Below are 16,594 nucleotides of genomic sequence, written 5' to 3' on the forward strand. Positions count from 1 at the left end.
GCTTCTTACGGACGCGAAAAACCAATCCGCAAAAATAAAAACGCGGGACGTTCCAGAAAGGGAAATGGAACGTCCCGCGCTGGGGAGTGGGATAGGCCAGTCCCGCTCGGTGCTGTGAAGTGTTACTTCCTGAACGGACGGCCTACGGCCGCGTTGTCCCTGCCTTCACTCGCCTATCGGCTCGCTCAGGGAGAGCCTATGAACAGACCACTGGGCTGCTCACTTAACGGCTCCCCTCATCACTCCACCGACGACCCACTTCTGGGCGAAGATGTAGACGATGAGGACCGGAGCCATGGCCATCAGGTAGGACGCGAAGGCCATCGGATAGTTCGACGTGAACTGGCTTTGGAACACGTACTGTGCGAGCGGAATCGTCTGATTGCTCTGATCGGTCAGCGTGATCAACGGCAGCAGGAAGTCGTTCCAAGCCCACAGTGCGGTCAAAATCGCAATCGTGGCATTAATCGGACCCATCAGCGGGAAAATGATCGTCCAGAAAATACGCCAGGTGGAAGCACCGTCGATACGAGCCGCCTCTTCCAACGAAATCGGAATCGAACGAATGAAACCAATCGCAATAAACAGATTCGTACCAATACCGAGAATCGTGTACAAAATAATCAAACCAAGCTGATTATCAAGATGCAGCGAACCCATTTCCTTCGCAATCGGAAGCATGATCACCGTGAACGGCACGAACATCATCGCAAGGAAGAAGTAGTACAGGAAACGGAAGAATCGCTTATCCATATTCCTTGCCACAGCATACGCGACGAACGTGTTCGTCAGCAGCGTCAACACCACCGCGCACACGGTGATGATTGCGGAATTAAGCGCGGCCTTCGGATAGTTCACCTTATTCCACGCATCGGCGAAATTATGCCATTCCCATGTGGTCGGCAAGCTGAACGTACCAGCCTCGCTCGGAGTCTTCAACGCGGTGACCACAGCGAAATACAACGGCACGAGCACGGTAAGGCTCAACACGGCCACAGCCGCGGTCAGCCACCAGTTGACCTTATGATCCCTGCGGATTTTCTCCGGCTTTGCCTGCGATTGAGTAGTCTTGGCTGCAGTCTTTGCAACAGTTGCGCTAGTCATGATATTTCCTCTTTACCTTCAGACTTTCAGACCCTTGCTCAGACCTTCTCCTTGCCGCTGAAGAACTTCAGCTGCACGAAGGCCAGGATTGCCAGCACGATGAAGAACGTGACCGCGTTCGCCATCTGGTAGGAGTATTCGCCATTGCCAAGGCCGTTCTGGAAGATCAGATACGAGACGGTTTCGGTCTTGGAATCCGGGCCGCCCTTGGTCAATGCCATGATCTGGTCGAACGCGCCGAGCGAATTCTTGAGGCTCAACACCATGTTGATGGTGAAGAACGGGCCGATCAGCGGGAAGGTGATCTGCCAGAAGTTCTGCCAAGCGCTCACGCCATCGATCGCAGCCGCCTCATAAATCTCGTTGTCGATGGTCTGTAGGCCAGCCAAATACAGCAGCGTGGAGTAGGCCACGCCCTGCCAGATTGACAGGAACACAATCGGGAACCATGCCAAATCCGGATTGGAAATCATTGACGTCGACAGCCAATCAATATGCAGCGCCTGACCGAGCGCCGGCAGCGGCGTCATGAAAATGTACTTGAACACATAGCCGATCACCAACACCGACAAGGTGTACGGAATGAAGAAGATCGCACGGAATCCGTTTTTGAACGCGATTTTCGAATTCAGCAGCACCGCAAGGAACATGCCAAGAAAATTCGTGCCGATCGTAATCAAAATTGCGATGAGAATAGTGAACAGGTACGCGTGACCGACGCGAGAATCCTGGAACATCGCAATATAATTCTTCAATCCGATGAATTTGAAATCACCATAACCCTGCGAATTGGTGAACGAGTATGCCGCGCCCTGCAGGAACGGCCAATACAGGAAGATGGACACCAGAATCACAGCCGGAACGGTCATCCAATAAAATGCCGGATCGACCTTGCGCTTGGAATATTTCGAAACCTTATTCTTGGAATTTTCTGCCGAGTTCTTCGCAGTATTTGCAGTATGTGCGGTAGTCATGTCCGTTCCTCCTCTCACCTGAAGTTTCTGGCTTCGATCTTGTCATATTCGGATTGCACGCTGTTCAGGAATTTTTCGGTGTTGCCCGACTGAACCAGCGTCTGCAGGAAGCCTGCGAGGTTGATGCTGGCTGGCACGTAATGGTCGCAGAAGTCGGCCAGTTTGCCCGCCCGGTAGAAGTCGAGCACACCGTTCAGCGCTTCATCGCCCACATACGTGTCTTTGTAGGGGGTAAATGCGGACTGCCGCTTGGAGTAGTCCTTGATGTTTTCGTCGTTCATCAGGAAGTCGATGAATTCGCGCGCTTCCTTCTCATGCTTGGTGTGCGCACCCATGGTCAGAATCACGTCATCGCCTGCCGTGAGCTGCTGTTCGCTGGCATCGTCGGTTGCCGGCATTTGCGCGAACCGCAGGTTGGCATCGCTGTTGATGAGTCGGATCTGCGGAATCGCGTAGGTGCCGAGTGGCAGAATCGCGGCTTTGCCTGCGGCCAGATCCTGCGTGGCCTGCTGGTAAGTGACGGCCGGATTCTTCTGCGTGTAGTTCTGGTAGATCTCGACCAGCTGATCGCTGACAGTGCCCCACAGGTCGGAGAATTTCTTCGATCCGTCTTTGAGGGAAAGATATTCGGATTCCGGCACCAGCGTGGAGTTGAGTGACGCCAGCGGCGCCTGGAGTGTCCACGGATCGGCGGTGCTCGCTTCGATCGGTACAATGCCCTTGCTCTTGAAGCGTTGCAGCAGGTCGATGAATTCGCTCCACGTCTGCGGTGGATTGTCGGGATCCTCGCCCGCTTCCTCCCACACGTCGGCGTTGATGATGTAGCCGGACGCGTTGCCCGCATACGGCAGGCCGTACAGGCGCTTCTTGGATTCGTCGTTGGTTTGTACAAGGCTCTTGGCGATGTTCACCATGCCTGGATTGAGTTCGTCGACGATGTCATCGTCGGTGAAATCGTGGAAAACACCCGCTTCGGCGAGCATGCCGAAATTAATGTCGCCATTGATGGTGATGACGTCGGGTTCACGATTTTTCACCAGTCGCGTACGCAGATCGGTGGTTGCGTCGGACGAATTGTTGACGTTGACTTTGATGTTGGGATGGGTTTTCTCAAATTCCTTTGCTTTTGCGGTGAACCAGTCCGCCGCTTCGGCTTTGAATTGGAAGAAATCCAAAGTGACGGTTCCAGCGGTGCTGTTGCCGCAACCTGCAAGGCCGGCCGTCAACGCGATTGCGCATGCGGCCGTAAGAGCGCGGTATACAATCCTCCTGAATTTACCTACACTAGTGGTGGAATCAGGTTTCATTCTCGACTCCTTTGTATCTTTTCTCTATTACGGTGGAGCGGCTTCCTTACCACACCACCGTTACTGAGAATTATAGAAGGGGGCAGTTTTCATTCCCAGCTCAGCGCGCCTGTGCGGGGCGGAAAACAAAAACGACGAGATTTTGTTACTCTGAGAAAGTAATTTGACGCACGATGTGCGCGAACGGGAGCACGAAGGATGGTTCAGATGGCGGTTTCACCTCTGCCACAGTGGTTTGAAGGCTCGGAATATACCCATAAAGTCGCGGCTTGCATCATGAAATATGGTCCGATTTCACGCATTACGTTGGCGCAGATTTTAGGACTTTCGCAGGGTGCTGTTTCCCGAATTACCAGCGATCTGATTTATGCGGGCGTGATTGAGGAGACGCCGATGCCATCCGGCAAGGCCGGCAAACTGCCGAAAGGTTTCGTGCAGAAAGAAAATACGGAACGTCGCGGCCGCCCGCAAACCGGATTGCAGGTGATTGCGAATGCGCGATCTTTCGTTGGCATGAAAATCAACGCGACGCATATTTCGGCAGTTGCGGTCAACGCAATCGGGCAGATCATCACCGGATGCCATGATCTGAAAATCGAAGACGCTTCCCCGCAGACCGTGGTCGCGCTGATCAAACAACTGACGACCGACTGTTCCGACGAGGCGGAGATGGCGGGCTGGCCGAAACCGTGCGCTGTGGGAATCTCGCTTGGCGGGCATATTGTCGACGGTACCGTGGTGACGTTCGCACCGTTCATGCACTGGTCGCAGCCCGTGGAACTTTCCGTCATGGTTCGTGAGGCGACCGGATTGCCTACCGGAATTTACAACGATATCGATTCGTTGGTGGTTGACGCCTGCCTGTTTGGACCGGGCGTTGGATTGAATAGCTTCGCGGTGCTGACGTTCGGCGCGGGCGTCGGCTATTCGTTGACAGTCAACGGCGAGCTGGTAAGCTGTCCGGATAAAAGTTACGGTTTGGTCGGGCATATTCTGGTCGATCCGGATGGGCCGCGTTGTGTTTCCGGACACAGGGGATGCGCGCAATGCCTGTCCGACAACTCGATCGCGGCGGAATATTCGCAAATCATCGGACATCCCGCATCATTCGACGATTTCGCACGTGACGCACGCGCGAACAAACCGCAAGCGACGAATCTGGTGAACCGCACCTGCTTCCGTCTCGGCACCCTGGTGGCGACCATCGCCAATCTTGCCATGCCAGACAAAATCATGATCGCCGGAGAATCGTCGTTCATCGCAAAATTCGGCATTGACGACTTGCGCAACGGCATCAACATGTATCGGCATAGCCAGGCCGCGCCAGTGGATTTTGAAATTCCCGACCACGATTGGGCTTTGTGGGCCAAGGCGGCCGCATCACAGGCAATTCGGCAATATGTTGGCTGATTGATTGCGATTGATTGCGATTGATTGTCTTGCAATACAAAAAATCCTCCCCTTTGTTTCAGGGAGGATTTTTGTTATGCGATTACGGCTTATTCAGCGCTCTCGACGGGCGCAAGCACGGCCTTGAAAAGGACTGCTTGCGCCGGGTGCAGTGCCGGCGGGCGGATGCCGTACGTGGCGAGCGCGCGTCCGGTCATCCTCACGCCTCCGGCCTTCCACCAGCCGAGCGGGCTCTGTCCGTTGGCGATGTCTTGCTTGGCGAGATCGAGGCTCACGTCAAGCGGCGACACCTCATACACCTTGTCAGGGTCGAGTCCGGGCAGGCGTGCCGGCGCGGCCGGGTAGGTCTGCGAGGTGGTGAGCTGGGTGAAACGGTAGATGGCGGCCGCTTGGTTAGGCATGACCACACCGTCCAAGCGCACTGCCGGATCGGCTGCGTCGGAATGCACGACTGTGTCGACGGCGAACCATTCGCGATGCTTCTTGAATTCGGCGACCCATTCGGCGAGCTTGTCGATATCTTCCTGCGGTTCCTTGAGCAGGTTCCATTCGATGCCCATGTGTCCGAAGAAGGCCATGGCCATACGCAGTTCCTGCGTGGTGGCGCGGTGCGTGGAGTGCGCCGGGGATGCGCCCACATGTTCGCCGATCATTTCCGGCGGCACGAGCAACGAGGTGTAGCGCTGGATGTCGGCGCGTTCCACCGGGTCGACGCAGTCGGATCCCCAAATGCGGTCGGCCACTTCGAGGATGCCGAGGTCCACGCGGCCACCGCCGGAAGAGCAGCTTTCGATTTCAAGTCCTGGATGCGCGGCCTTCAGATCAGTGAAAATGCGATATACGGCGAGCGTCTGCTGGTGCACTGCCGGGCGTCCGGTGCGCGGGGAGACGGCTTCGGTGACGAGTTTGTTGTGATCCCACTTGATGTAGTCGATGCCGAGTTCGCCGACGAGCTTGTCCATTGCGCCGTAAATGTAGTCGTAGGCGTCCGGATTGGTCAGGTCCACGACCTGCTGGGTACGTCCTTGCATGGGCAGACGGCCTTCGGTGGGCTTCAACACCCAGTCGGGGTGTGCGCGGAACAGGTCGGAATCAGGGTTGACCATTTCCGGTTCGAACCACAGACCGAATTCGAGTCCCTTGCCGTGCACGTAATCGGCAAGCGCCTTGAGCGACTTGTCGCCGTCGGGCCACACGTCCTGCGAAATCTGCCAATCTCCGAGGCCGGAGGTGTCGTCGCGGCGGGAGCCGAACCAGCCATCGTCCACGACGAAGCGTTCCACACCACTTTCCACGGCCTTGTCGGCGAGTGCGGTGAGGGTGTCATAATCGTGGTTGAAGTAGACGGCTTCCCATGTGTTGAGAATGACCGGGCGCGGCTTGGGCGCGATGTTGTGTTCAGCAAGCCAGTCGCGGTGCACTCGGCGAATGTAGCTGTGGAAGCGGGCTGCGACTTCGTTGAGGCCTTCGCCGTAGGAGCCGATGAGCCATGGGGTGGTGTAGGACTCTCCATTGGCGAGGCTGATTTCGCCGCCGAACAGTACTTCGCCGCCGCCGATCACGCCGCTGGTGTATGGCAGGCGTTCCGCGGAGAGCACGCTGTTACCGCTCCATGCCACGTGTGCGGAGTAGACGTTGCCGTGCGTGAAGCCGAAGCCTTTTTCGCCGACGCTGAGCAGCAGGGTGGCATCGAAGTCTGGGCGTCCGGCCATGGATGCTTTGGCGAAGCGGCCGAGGGTGAAGTCCTGGCGCTGCGGGGAGCGTTCGCGCAGATGGTGGCCGGTGGTGGTGAGGATTTCGTTGGCGTCGGCCGGCACGGTGAATGCGAGTTCGATCTTGCCGACTTCGAGCTGGCCTTCGCCGGTGTTCACGACTTCGGCGTTCTGGCGGATGAGGCCGGTTTCGTCGAGTTCGCAGGTCCAGATGAGTTTCACATGCTGTTCCTCGTCTTCGGCGGTGACGGTGACGGTTGGGGTTTGCTTGGGTTCGTCGGCCACGCTCCAGTTCGGGTATCCGTCTTTTTCGCCCATGACGTAGGTTTTGCCAGCCGCCACGGTTTCGGCGGTGATGTTGCTGACTGCGAACTTGCAGAACAGTTCCACGCCGTCGCGACGCACATCAAAGCGGGTTGCGCCGATCCAGGATTCGGATTGCGTGGGCAGCACGCTCGGCCATGAGGTGTAGTCGAGTGCGCCAGAAACACGCTGTGGCATTTGCGCGTCGAACATGTCGATCACGGTTGCCGGGGCTGCGAGCGGGCGACCCCAATGCACGAGTCGCGGCAGATCATTGCCGGGGAATACGAGCGCGAACGCCACGTTTGCGGCTGGCTGTTCGGCGTAGACCGCAGTGAGTTCGGTACCGTTGGTAGCGTTGCCATGGAAGGTCTGAATGAGCGTCATTGCAGCATCCTTTACATATTGCGATTGCCTTGTACTGTCACCTTCGATGGTATGACAAGCTTCATTTGTTGACGTCGCCGAGCGTGTTTCTTTCGGTCGGAAAGTATTTCTTGCGACCATAGAATCGCAAGAAATATTATTACGTAAACATTACCGTTGAAATCGCAATCATCTTTACCAAGATTTACTTGGCATTTCAATATTTCTTACGTTTTTGCGACTACAAAATCGCAATTATCGTTTTCCAGCGAAAAAATCAGTCATCAATCGTGCGCATTCCGATTCACGAACGCCGCCGATAACTTCCGGAACATGACCGACATGCGGGTCGCGAGGAATGTCCCAAATCGAACCGCATGCACCCAACTTGGCATCCCACGCGCCGAACACGATTCGTCCGACATGCGTTTGCAGGCACGCGCCGGCGCACATCGGGCACGGCTCCAAGGTAACAATCAACGTGCAATCGGCAAGATTCCACGTACCAAGCGACCGAGCGGCCTGCGTCATGGCCTTGACCTCGGCGTGCGCCAACGGATCGGCGTGCGCCTCGCGCAGATTACGGCCACTGCCGATCACCGCTCCCCCAGCGTCAAGCACGACGGCACCGACCGGTACCTCGCCTTCCGCGGCGGCCTCGCGGGCCAATTCAATCGCCAGCTCCATGTCGTCACTCCACTGCATACCCGCCACTATACGGTTGCTCGCGTGAAGCAAAAGACGAAACACGCCCATAAATACCTCTTGGTAGGCTGGAAGGGTTTGGAAAATGCGCGCAAAGGAGGCACGTTGGCGGCATTCGAGTTGATTGTATGTATTATCGCCGCCGTCGTACTATCTTCATTCCTCAGCCGTTTCATTCCCAAGGTTTCCACACCGCTCGTGCAGATCGCGTTGGGTGCGCTGGCGTCGCAATTGCCGTTTTTCCCGAACGTCACGCTCGATCCGGAACTGTTCATGGTGCTGTTCATCGCGCCGCTACTGTATTTGGAAGCGCATGAAATCGACAAAAGCGAGCTGCTGAAATCCGTTACATTGTCGCTTTCATTGGCAATTGGACTAGCGATCGCAACCATGGTGGCCGTTGGTTTCGCACTGCATGCCGTATGGCCCGCAATTCCCCTTGCCGCGGCACTGGCGCTCGGCGCCGCACTTGGACCGACCGACGCGGTCGCCGTATCGTCGCTCGGCAAGGAAGCCGCGCTTACGCAACGTCAAACCAGCGTACTTAAAGGCGAATCGCTATTCAACGACGCGTCCGGCATCGTCGGCTTCCAGTTCGCGATCGCGGCGGCCGTCAGTGGCGTGTTTACAGTGGGCGATTCGGCCGCACAGTTCGTGTTCTCATTCTTCGGCGGCGCCATTTTCGGCTTGGCAGTAGGCATGGTCGCCGACCTGTTATTTGAATCGTTGCGATCTTTCGGCTGGGAGACGACCACAAGCCGTATTTTGATGGAATTGTTCCTGCCGTTCATTCTGTATTTGGGTGCGGAAGCGGTGCATGTTTCCGGCATTCTTTCGGTGGTGACGGCCGGTTTGATCATCCGTTTCGATCGCACCGGCATCGGCCCGAATGTGGCTCGCACCAACATTGTTTCGTCAAGCGTATGGGGGGTATTCTCGTTCACGCTCAACGGCACGGTGTTCATTCTGCTTGGCATGTTGCTGCCGAATGCGATGAGCGCAAGCTGGGACGATCCGCAAGTCAGCAATTGGCTGCTACTGGTTGCGATTCTTACGGTTTCCGCAGTGGTAATCATCATGCGATTCCTGTGGATTTCATTGATGCTACGTCTCGCGCGAGATACCGTCACCGGCAAGCGACGCAAGATGACGGCGCAACGTTGGCGTTCGGCCGCGGTCATGACGTTCGGCGGGCCGAAAGGCACCATCACCCTGTCATTGATGTTCACGATCCCGTACACCATTACGGGAGGCGCGTGGTTCCCCATGCGTGACGAACTGATCTTCATCGCAGGTGGCGTGATCGTCGTAACCTTGCTGCTCGCCAACTTCCTGCTGCCGCTGCTGGCGCCGAATCGCAATAAAGACACTTCCGTGGAAATGACCGAAATCACCATCGAAGTGCTGCGACGGACCGTGGAGGAACTGACGGGACGAGTCACACCCGACAATCGTCGTGCGGTGCTGATGATCATCGACTCGTATACGAAACGTATCACACGACTGAAGCAGCGCATCGGAGAAATCGATCCGCAAGGGTATATGCAACTGCAGATCGACGCGCTCAACTGGGAGAAGGAATACGTCAAGGCGCGACTGGCGAAAGTCAAGGCGACGACGAACGACGACAAGGCAGCGCACGATCTGGAAATCGAAGCATGCGAGCGCCTGCTCGACCAGATCATGAGCTCTCTGCGCCATATCGAAACGGAACATAATTCCGGACGCACCATCTGGCGAGTCAAAGGCCGCTTCAGGGCGTTGCAGAGGCGTTTGGGCACGGTGGTGAAGCGTGTGAACAGCCGCATTCGCCGCACTACCCCGCTGTTCAGCGACGACGAGCTGTTCGCGCACACCCGCGCGGTGCAGGTGGATGCCATCGAACATGTGATCGACCGCCTGTATGAGGAGATGGGCCGCGACACGTACAATACGGAACATTGCTCGGCACTGCTGCTGGATTACCGACGAGGCGAGGCTACGCTGAGGTCGCGCCCGAATGTGGGCACGAGCGCGGAGGCGCAGGCGCAGGCGGAAGAGGTGAAGCGCGAAAGCTACGGTATCGAGCTGGGTGTGATCCAAGACATGTACGAGGCGGGTGACATTACGCGCGCGCAATCCAAGCAGCTGCGACGCAACGTGTATGTGATGAGCGTGGACGCCGACGCGCAGATCTAGCATCCAACTGATCTGATGGGATCAGCAAGCTGGCGTGAGCCGGTGATCCGCAGCGAGTTTGTCTGCGGACGAACTGTGGAAACGTGGGGGACGAGACAACTGTAGGAACGGAACACGGCGTGGAAGGCGGCAAACTGGAGGCCATTCCACAATCTAAAACATGAGGGAATTGAAATTCTCAGATATTTCCCAGAAAACACCAGACATGTACTCAGCATCGTCTGTTTATATAGGAGATGTCAGCAAAAGAGCCGACCAGGAACCCACAGCAGTTCCCGACAATTGAACCCTTTCTTCTTCTCTCTCCTTTCTCTCCCCGGTGGTTTTCTCTCCACCGGGGTTTCTTTTTGCCCTCAACGGGTGGATTCCTCCAGCCAGTGGGAGAATCCGCCCGCTGGCAGCTCACTCAAAGTCCAGAAACCGCCACTCACTGGAACAATCACCCCGCTGGCAAGCCGCCCAACGTCCCAATCCTTCCAGTGACTGGGAGGATTGCCCCGCTGGAACGGGTATATTGGAGGCATGAGTGAAATACGCGAGCACGAGACCAGTGATTCCCACGACTCCAGCAACCCAAACACCCCGACCAGTCTGATCGGGCGCGAATCGCAGGTGGTTCCAGGGAGGTTCGGCGAGCCGCTGCAGGTCACGCACGTACAGTATTCGCGCGGGGGCGGCAATGCGGCTCCACGACGCCCGCTGTTCCTCTGCCTGCACGGTTGGGGCTCCAATGAGGCCGATTTGGCCGACATGATGCGTTACGTGGCTCCTTATAACGATTTCGCGTCGTTGCGCGCGCCGCTCGTGCTGCAGGAGGCTGGTTCCGGTGAATTCGGTTTCGGTCAGGGCGCGTATTCGTGGTTCCATGATTGCGTGCCGTCCGGCGAAGATCTGGATCGAGACGCTTATGCTGCCGCTCAAGCCATTGACGATTGGGTTGCGCGCAATGTTCCCGAAGATCGCGCTGTAGTGCCGATCGGTTTTTCGCAGGGCGGTTTGCTGGCGATTCATCTGCTGCGCGTCCATCCGGAACGGTACGCCGCGTCAATCTCGCTTTCCGGCTTCCTTGCGCCGGGAATCGTCGCCGGTAGCGCGCCGGCCGACAGTCATGTCGCGGAATTGAATATTCCTGTGTTCTACGGCTATGGCAAGAACGATACCGTGATTCCGATGCCGGAGCTTTTCGCAACCGCCGCTTGGCTGGACGAGCATACGTTCCTCACGTCGAAAAGCTACCGTGGACTCGATCATGCGGTCAGTCTCAACGAATTCAGCGATTTGCGCGACTGGCTTGCCGCGCACGATATCGCGCCGGGAATCCTGTAAGAAATCCTGCGGAAGAATCCCGTAGAAAAATCCTGCAGAAAAATCCGATGCAACGGATTTTGCGTACCAAGCACACGGCAATCGTTACAACCCGATATAAGCCACGATATAGCGATACCGCGTTAGACTAGAGCCAGCTAATAATCATTTCGCAATTGCCGGCATTCGCACGCTCAACCATGCGAACGTTCGAATGTTGGCGAGCGCCATACCGGCACATTCGCGTGCCTGGCAATAAGGAGTTTCGATGCTGCTGTCCGATCGCGACATTCTCGCCGCGCAGGCCGAAGGTCATATTTCACTCGATCCATGGACCCCGGAAATGGTGCAGCCCGCTTCCATTGACGTGCGTTTGGACCGTTTCTTCCGTCTGTTCAACAATCATGCGTACACGTATGTCGATCCGGCTGAGAATCAGGGCGAGCTGACCGAGCAGTTCGAGGTGGCTCCGGGCGAACCGTGGATTCTGCATCCGGGTGAGTTCGCATTGGGTTCCACGTGGGAGTACGTGAAGCTTGATCCGACGATTGCCGCCCGCCTGGAAGGCAAGAGCTCACTGGGCCGCTTGGGCATTCTCACACATTCCACCGCAGGCTTCATCGACCCTGGTTTCGAGGGTCATATCACGTTGGAATTGTCGAATGTGTCGACATTGCCGGTGAAGTTGTGGCCGGGCATGAAGATCGGCCAGATGTGCTTTTTCCAGCTCAGCTCCCCCGCCGAACATCCGTACGGTTCGCAAGGCACCGGCTCGCATTATCAGGGTCAGCGCGGTCCGACGCCGAGCCGTTCCTACGTGAACTTCTACAAAGCCGACATCACCGACTAATCATCAAATATTCTTGGATTATCGCAATATATTGTCGATATATGGCGATTGATATTCCACCAAAAATACAAAAAGATTGGCTATCACATATCGCATGATAGCCAATCTTTTTTGCAATCTTCTATTGAGATTTCTTGTTGCAATGTCAGCAATATCGAATGATATTAAAAGATACTGCAACAGCGATTGGTAACGCCTTTTAGCGCTTGTGGATCGCGATGTGTGAGATGCCAGGTTCCGCAGAATTCGCACCGATACACCCATAGTTCAGTGCCGCGTTCACGCCAGCTCTGGTCGGCGGCCTGCCGGGCCGTCGCTTTGTCGCGATACATGATTTTGTTCGATTCGACGCAGCGTTTGGGTACGAAATAATGCATAGTTCCCCAGTCTATTCCACCATCGGATAAGGGCAGGAAGCTCCCCTGGAATTCCTGGGATCCCCCAGCGTCCCGGGACTCCCAGTGACTGGAGGAATCATCCCGCCGGCAGTCCTTCCGGCGTCCAAAAACCTCCACCGAATGGAGGAAGACACCCGTGCGCGGGAATAAAAAAGGACCTTCCGGGAACCCCGATGGGGCTCGACCGGAAGGTCCATAAGTTGAATGCGGCGGCGTGCTACTCTCCCACACCCTCTCGAGTGCAGTACCATCGCCGCGACCAGGCCTTAGCTTCCGGGTTCGGAAAGGGACCGGGCGTCTCACCTGGGCCATGACCACCGCAAAACCAATATAACGGCCAACCACAAGGATCGGCCGGCAGAACCGGAACCACGCCACGATTCCGATCGTGGCGGTCCGGGAACCGGACAACGGACGCGAGCAACCAAACGCTTCACCGGTATCGTTTCCGTGACCACAAGAAACAATGCTCCTTGCCATCCAACGAAAGAAACCACCACAGGACGAGACCCGACCCAACAAGCGGGTCGGAAAAAGTGTGCCGCGTTCGCCCGTTAGTACCGGTCGGCTCCACCCCTCGCGGGGCTTCCACCTCCGGCCTATCGAACACGTGTTCAACATGCGGGCTTCGGACGCTCCGGGGAGCGTCAAGGAATCCTAATCTTGGAGCAGGCTTCCCGCTTAGATGCTTTCAGCGGTTATCCCTCCCGAACGTAGCCAACCGGCCATGCCGCTGGCGCGACAACCGGCATACCAGAGGTCCGTCCACCCAGGTCCTCTCGTACTATGGGCAGGCCTCCTCAGGATTCCAACGAGCGCAGAGGATAGAGACCAAACTGTCTCACGACGTTCTGAACCCAGCTCGCGTGCCGCTTTAATCGGCGAACAGCCGAACCCTTGGGACCTGCTCCAGCCCCAGGATGCGACGAGCCGACATCGAGGTGCCAAACCATCCCGTCGATATGGACTCTTGGGAATGATCAGCCTGTTATCCCCGGGGTACCTTTTATCCGTTGAGCGATGCCGCGCCCGTGCGCCGGCACCGGATCACTATCTCCGACTTTCGTCCCTGCCCGAACCGTCGTTCTCGCAGTCAAGCCCGCTTGTGCGATTACACTCGAAACCCGATTGCCAACCGGGCTGAGCGGACCTTTGAGCGCCTCCGTTACTCTTTGGGAGGCAACCGCCCCAGTTAAACTACCCGCCAGGCACTGTCCCTGAACAGGATGACTGTTCGAGGTTAGACGTCAAACGAGAACAGAGCGGTATTTCACCTTGCGGCTCCACACGGGCTGGCGCCCATGCTTCGAAGCCTCCCGCCTATGCTACACAATCCGCGCCTAACGCCAATACCAAGGTATAGTAAAGGTCCCGGGGTCTTTTCGTCCTTCTGCGCTTAACGAGCATCTTTACTCGTACTGCAATTTCGCCGAGCTCCTGGTCGAGACAGTGGGGAAGTCGTTACGCCATTCGTGCAGGTCGGAACTTACCCGACAAGGAATTTCGCTACCTTAGGATGGTTATAGTTACCACCGCCGTTTACCGGGGCTTGAATTCACCGCTTCACCCCAAAAGGGGCTGACGGATCCTCTTAACCTTCCGGCACCGGGCAGGCGTCAGTGCATATACAGCGGCTTGCGCCTTCGCATGCACCTGTGTTTTTGGTAAACAGTCGCTACCCCCTGGTCTGTGCCACCCCCCAACGCTCCGAGGGCAAGCCTCTTCACGCCCGGGGGTCTCCCTTATACCGAAGGCACGGGAGTGATTTGCCGAGTTCCTTGACCAGGATTCGCTCGATCGCCTTGGTATTCTCTACCTGACCACCAGTGTCGGTTTGGGGTACGGGCGGCGACGCCCCTCGCGCCGAGGCTTTTCTCGACGGCCTGGACCACCGGATATCGCGTCCAAAGGACGCCCATCATCACACCTCACCCTATGCGTCCCACGGATTTGCCTATGGGACGGGCTGCGTGCTTGACCACGGAAAACCACCTCCGCGGCCGGCTCCCATTCCGTGTCACCCCTGTGCGCTAGCCTACCAGGACTACGCTCCCAACGACCGCGGACCCCGAACCCCGAAGGGAACGACGCCACGCGACCGGAGGTTAGTACTCATCCGTTCGGCTCTTACGGTACGCCGCCGGTACGGGAATATCCACCCGTTCATCCATTCGACTACGCCTGTCGGCCTCGCCTTAGGACCCGACTCACCCGGGGACGACGAACGTGGCCCCGGAACCCTTGGTCATCCAGCGGACGGGATCCTCACCCGTCTCTCGCTACTCATGTCTGCATTCTCACTCCCGCGCGGTCCACGGCACGGTTCCCCGGCCGCTTCGCCCCACGCGGGACGCTCTCCTACCCAACGGCCGCAAAGGCCGCTGCCGCGTCTTCGGTGGTGTGCTTGAGCCCCGCTACATTGTCGGCGCGGAACCACTAGACCAGTGAGCTGTTACGCACTCTTTCAAGGATGGCTGCTTCTGAGCCAACCTCCTGGCTGTCTATGCGACTCCACATCCTTTCCCACTTAGCACACGCTTCGGGACCTTAGACGACGATCTGGGCTGTCTCCCTCTCGACGACGGAGCTTATCCCCCGCCGACTCACTGCCGGAATACACATCCACGGTATTCGGAGTTTGGCTGCTATTGGTACCCGACACGGGCCCGCAAGCATCCAGTAGCTCTACCCCCGCGATGCAATCAACCGACGCTGCACCTAAATGCATTTCGGAGAGAACCAGCTATCACGGAATTTGATTGGCCTTTCACCCCTAGCCCCAGGTCATCCCCCCGGTTTTCAACCCAGGTGGGTTCGGTCCTCCACGCGGTCTTACCCGCGCTTCAACCTGCCCAGGGCTAGATCATCCCGCTTCGGGTCCAGGGCGCGCGACTCAAAACGCCTTTTGAGACTCGCCTTCGCTACGGCTCCCCCACCACGGGTTAGCCTCGCCACGCACCACTGACTCGCAGACTCATTTTTCGATAGGCACGCCGTCACCCCACAAGGAGGCTCCGACGGATTGTAGGCGCACGGTTTCAGGAACTCTTTCACTCCCCTCCCGGGGTGCTTTTCACCTTTCCCTCACGGTACTGGTACGCTATCGGTCAGACAGGTATGCTTAGACTTACCCCACGGTCGGGGCCGATTCACACGGGATTCCACGAGGCCCGCGCTACTTGGGACACATGATCGGAAGACGGCAAGCTTCCAGGTACGGGGCTGGCACCCTCTGCGGCCAGGCCTTCAAGCCTGTTCCCCTGGCAAGCCGTTTTATGACTCCCGCCCGGTCCGTCGGAACCGGGACACACGCTCCCGCAACACCACGAACGCAACCCCCGACGGGTATCACGCGCCCATGGTTTGGTCTGATCCGCTTTCGCTCGCCACTACTCACGGAGTATCCCTTCCTGCAGGTACTGAGATGTTTCACTTCCCTGCGTACCCCCGGAACAACAAGGTTCCGTGCCGGCCCATGACGGCCGGCGGGTTGCCCCATTCGGAAATCCTCGGATCGAAGCCATGTTGGAGGCTCCCCGAGGCTTATCGCATCCTCAAACGTCCTTCATCGGTACTGTCTGCCAAGGCATCCACCATACGCCCTTCAGGGCGGCACACGCCCCGAAAAAACCCAATGATAGCTTCAAACGCCAGACGACAAATCATCACACTGTAAAAAATGATCACAAAACGATCGATCTCGAAACCAGACTCCAAAAAAGAAGCCTGGCGAAATCGCGATAAAGCAAACGATGACATCACATCATCGCATTGCTCGCGTCCACTATCCAGTTCTCAAACCACCACGCGCCCCGACCGGACCCGACCCGCGGCCCGCAAGGCCGACGGCGTCCCACCAGGGGCATCCGGAAAACCGCACGCACCCAAAACGGATGCGGGTGGCGGTCCGGGAACCCAAAAGCATATCCGCACCACTCCCCGCCGGCCCCAAGGACCCGCGAAGCCAACGATCTCTTCCACA

9 protein-coding genes and 2 rRNA genes are annotated in these 16,594 nt (G+C 57.3%); 4 read left to right on the forward strand and 7 right to left on the reverse strand.

What is annotated here, in order from left to right; genetic code table 11:
- Window positions 1-219: 219 nt before the first annotated feature.
- The 3 genes from BBPC_RS09140 to BBPC_RS09150 are packed head-to-tail and all read right to left on the reverse strand — an operon-like array spanning window position 220 to window position 3,385.
- Window positions 220-1,104 carry a carbohydrate ABC transporter permease gene (locus BBPC_RS09140; protein WP_004223902.1) on the reverse strand — a complete coding sequence of 295 codons (885 nt, stop codon included), beginning with the start codon at window positions 1,102-1,104 and terminating at the stop codon, window positions 220-222.
- 38 nt (window positions 1,105-1,142) lie between these two features.
- A complete protein-coding gene (locus BBPC_RS09145; protein ID WP_004223898.1) occupies window positions 1,143-2,078 on the reverse strand; it encodes a carbohydrate ABC transporter permease in 936 nt (311 codons plus the stop codon).
- 14 nt (window positions 2,079-2,092) lie between these two features.
- Window positions 2,093-3,385: an ABC transporter substrate-binding protein gene (locus tag BBPC_RS09150; protein WP_004223895.1), complete on the reverse strand. Its 1,293-nt coding sequence runs from the start codon at window positions 3,383-3,385 to the stop codon at window positions 2,093-2,095.
- A gap of 207 nt (window positions 3,386-3,592) precedes the next feature.
- Between BBPC_RS09150 and BBPC_RS09155 the strand changes: the two genes are divergently transcribed.
- Window positions 3,593-4,795: an ROK family protein gene (locus tag BBPC_RS09155; RefSeq protein WP_033524420.1), complete on the forward strand. Its 1,203-nt coding sequence runs from the start codon at window positions 3,593-3,595 to the stop codon at window positions 4,793-4,795.
- Window positions 4,796-4,884: 89 nt separating this feature from the next.
- On the opposite strand, the gene BBPC_RS09160 is transcribed toward BBPC_RS09155, so the two are convergent.
- Together BBPC_RS09160 and BBPC_RS09165 are read right to left on the reverse strand one after the other, a co-directional pair.
- Window positions 4,885-7,197 carry an alpha-galactosidase gene (locus tag BBPC_RS09160; protein WP_004223880.1) on the reverse strand — a complete coding sequence of 771 codons (2,313 nt, stop codon included), beginning with the start codon at window positions 7,195-7,197 and terminating at the stop codon, window positions 4,885-4,887.
- Between the two features lie 234 nt (window positions 7,198-7,431).
- Entirely contained in the window at window positions 7,432-7,881 is a 450-nt protein-coding gene (locus BBPC_RS09165; protein WP_004223875.1) for a nucleoside deaminase, read from the reverse strand.
- 105 nt (window positions 7,882-7,986) lie between these two features.
- On the opposite strand from BBPC_RS09165, the gene BBPC_RS09170 reads away from it, so the two are divergent.
- The 3 genes from BBPC_RS09170 (at window position 7,987) to dcd (ending at window position 12,214) form a co-directional block, all read left to right on the forward strand.
- The gene (locus BBPC_RS09170) at window positions 7,987-10,059 is read left to right on the forward strand and encodes a cation:proton antiporter (protein ID WP_033524421.1); all 2,073 of its coding nucleotides are present in this window, start codon (window positions 7,987-7,989) and stop codon (window positions 10,057-10,059) included.
- A gap of 522 nt (window positions 10,060-10,581) precedes the next feature.
- On the forward strand, window positions 10,582-11,385 hold the full coding sequence (locus tag BBPC_RS09175) for an alpha/beta hydrolase (protein ID WP_004223872.1): 804 nt from the start codon (window positions 10,582-10,584) through the stop codon (window positions 11,383-11,385).
- Between the two features lie 247 nt (window positions 11,386-11,632).
- Window positions 11,633-12,214: a dCTP deaminase gene (dcd, locus tag BBPC_RS09180; protein ID WP_004223871.1), complete on the forward strand. Its 582-nt coding sequence runs from the start codon at window positions 11,633-11,635 to the stop codon at window positions 12,212-12,214.
- Window positions 12,215-12,816: 602 nt separating this feature from the next.
- On the opposite strand, the gene rrf is transcribed toward dcd, so the two are convergent.
- Window positions 12,817-12,934 (reverse strand): 5S ribosomal RNA (rrf, locus tag BBPC_RS09190).
- 213 nt (window positions 12,935-13,147) lie between these two features.
- Window positions 13,148-16,229 (reverse strand): 23S ribosomal RNA (locus BBPC_RS09195).
- Window positions 16,230-16,594: the final 365 nt, after the last annotated feature.

Source organism: Bifidobacterium pseudocatenulatum DSM 20438 = JCM 1200 = LMG 10505 (assembly GCF_001025215.1).
In the GTDB taxonomy this organism is placed as follows: Bacteria; Actinomycetota; Actinomycetes; order Actinomycetales; family Bifidobacteriaceae; genus Bifidobacterium; species Bifidobacterium pseudocatenulatum.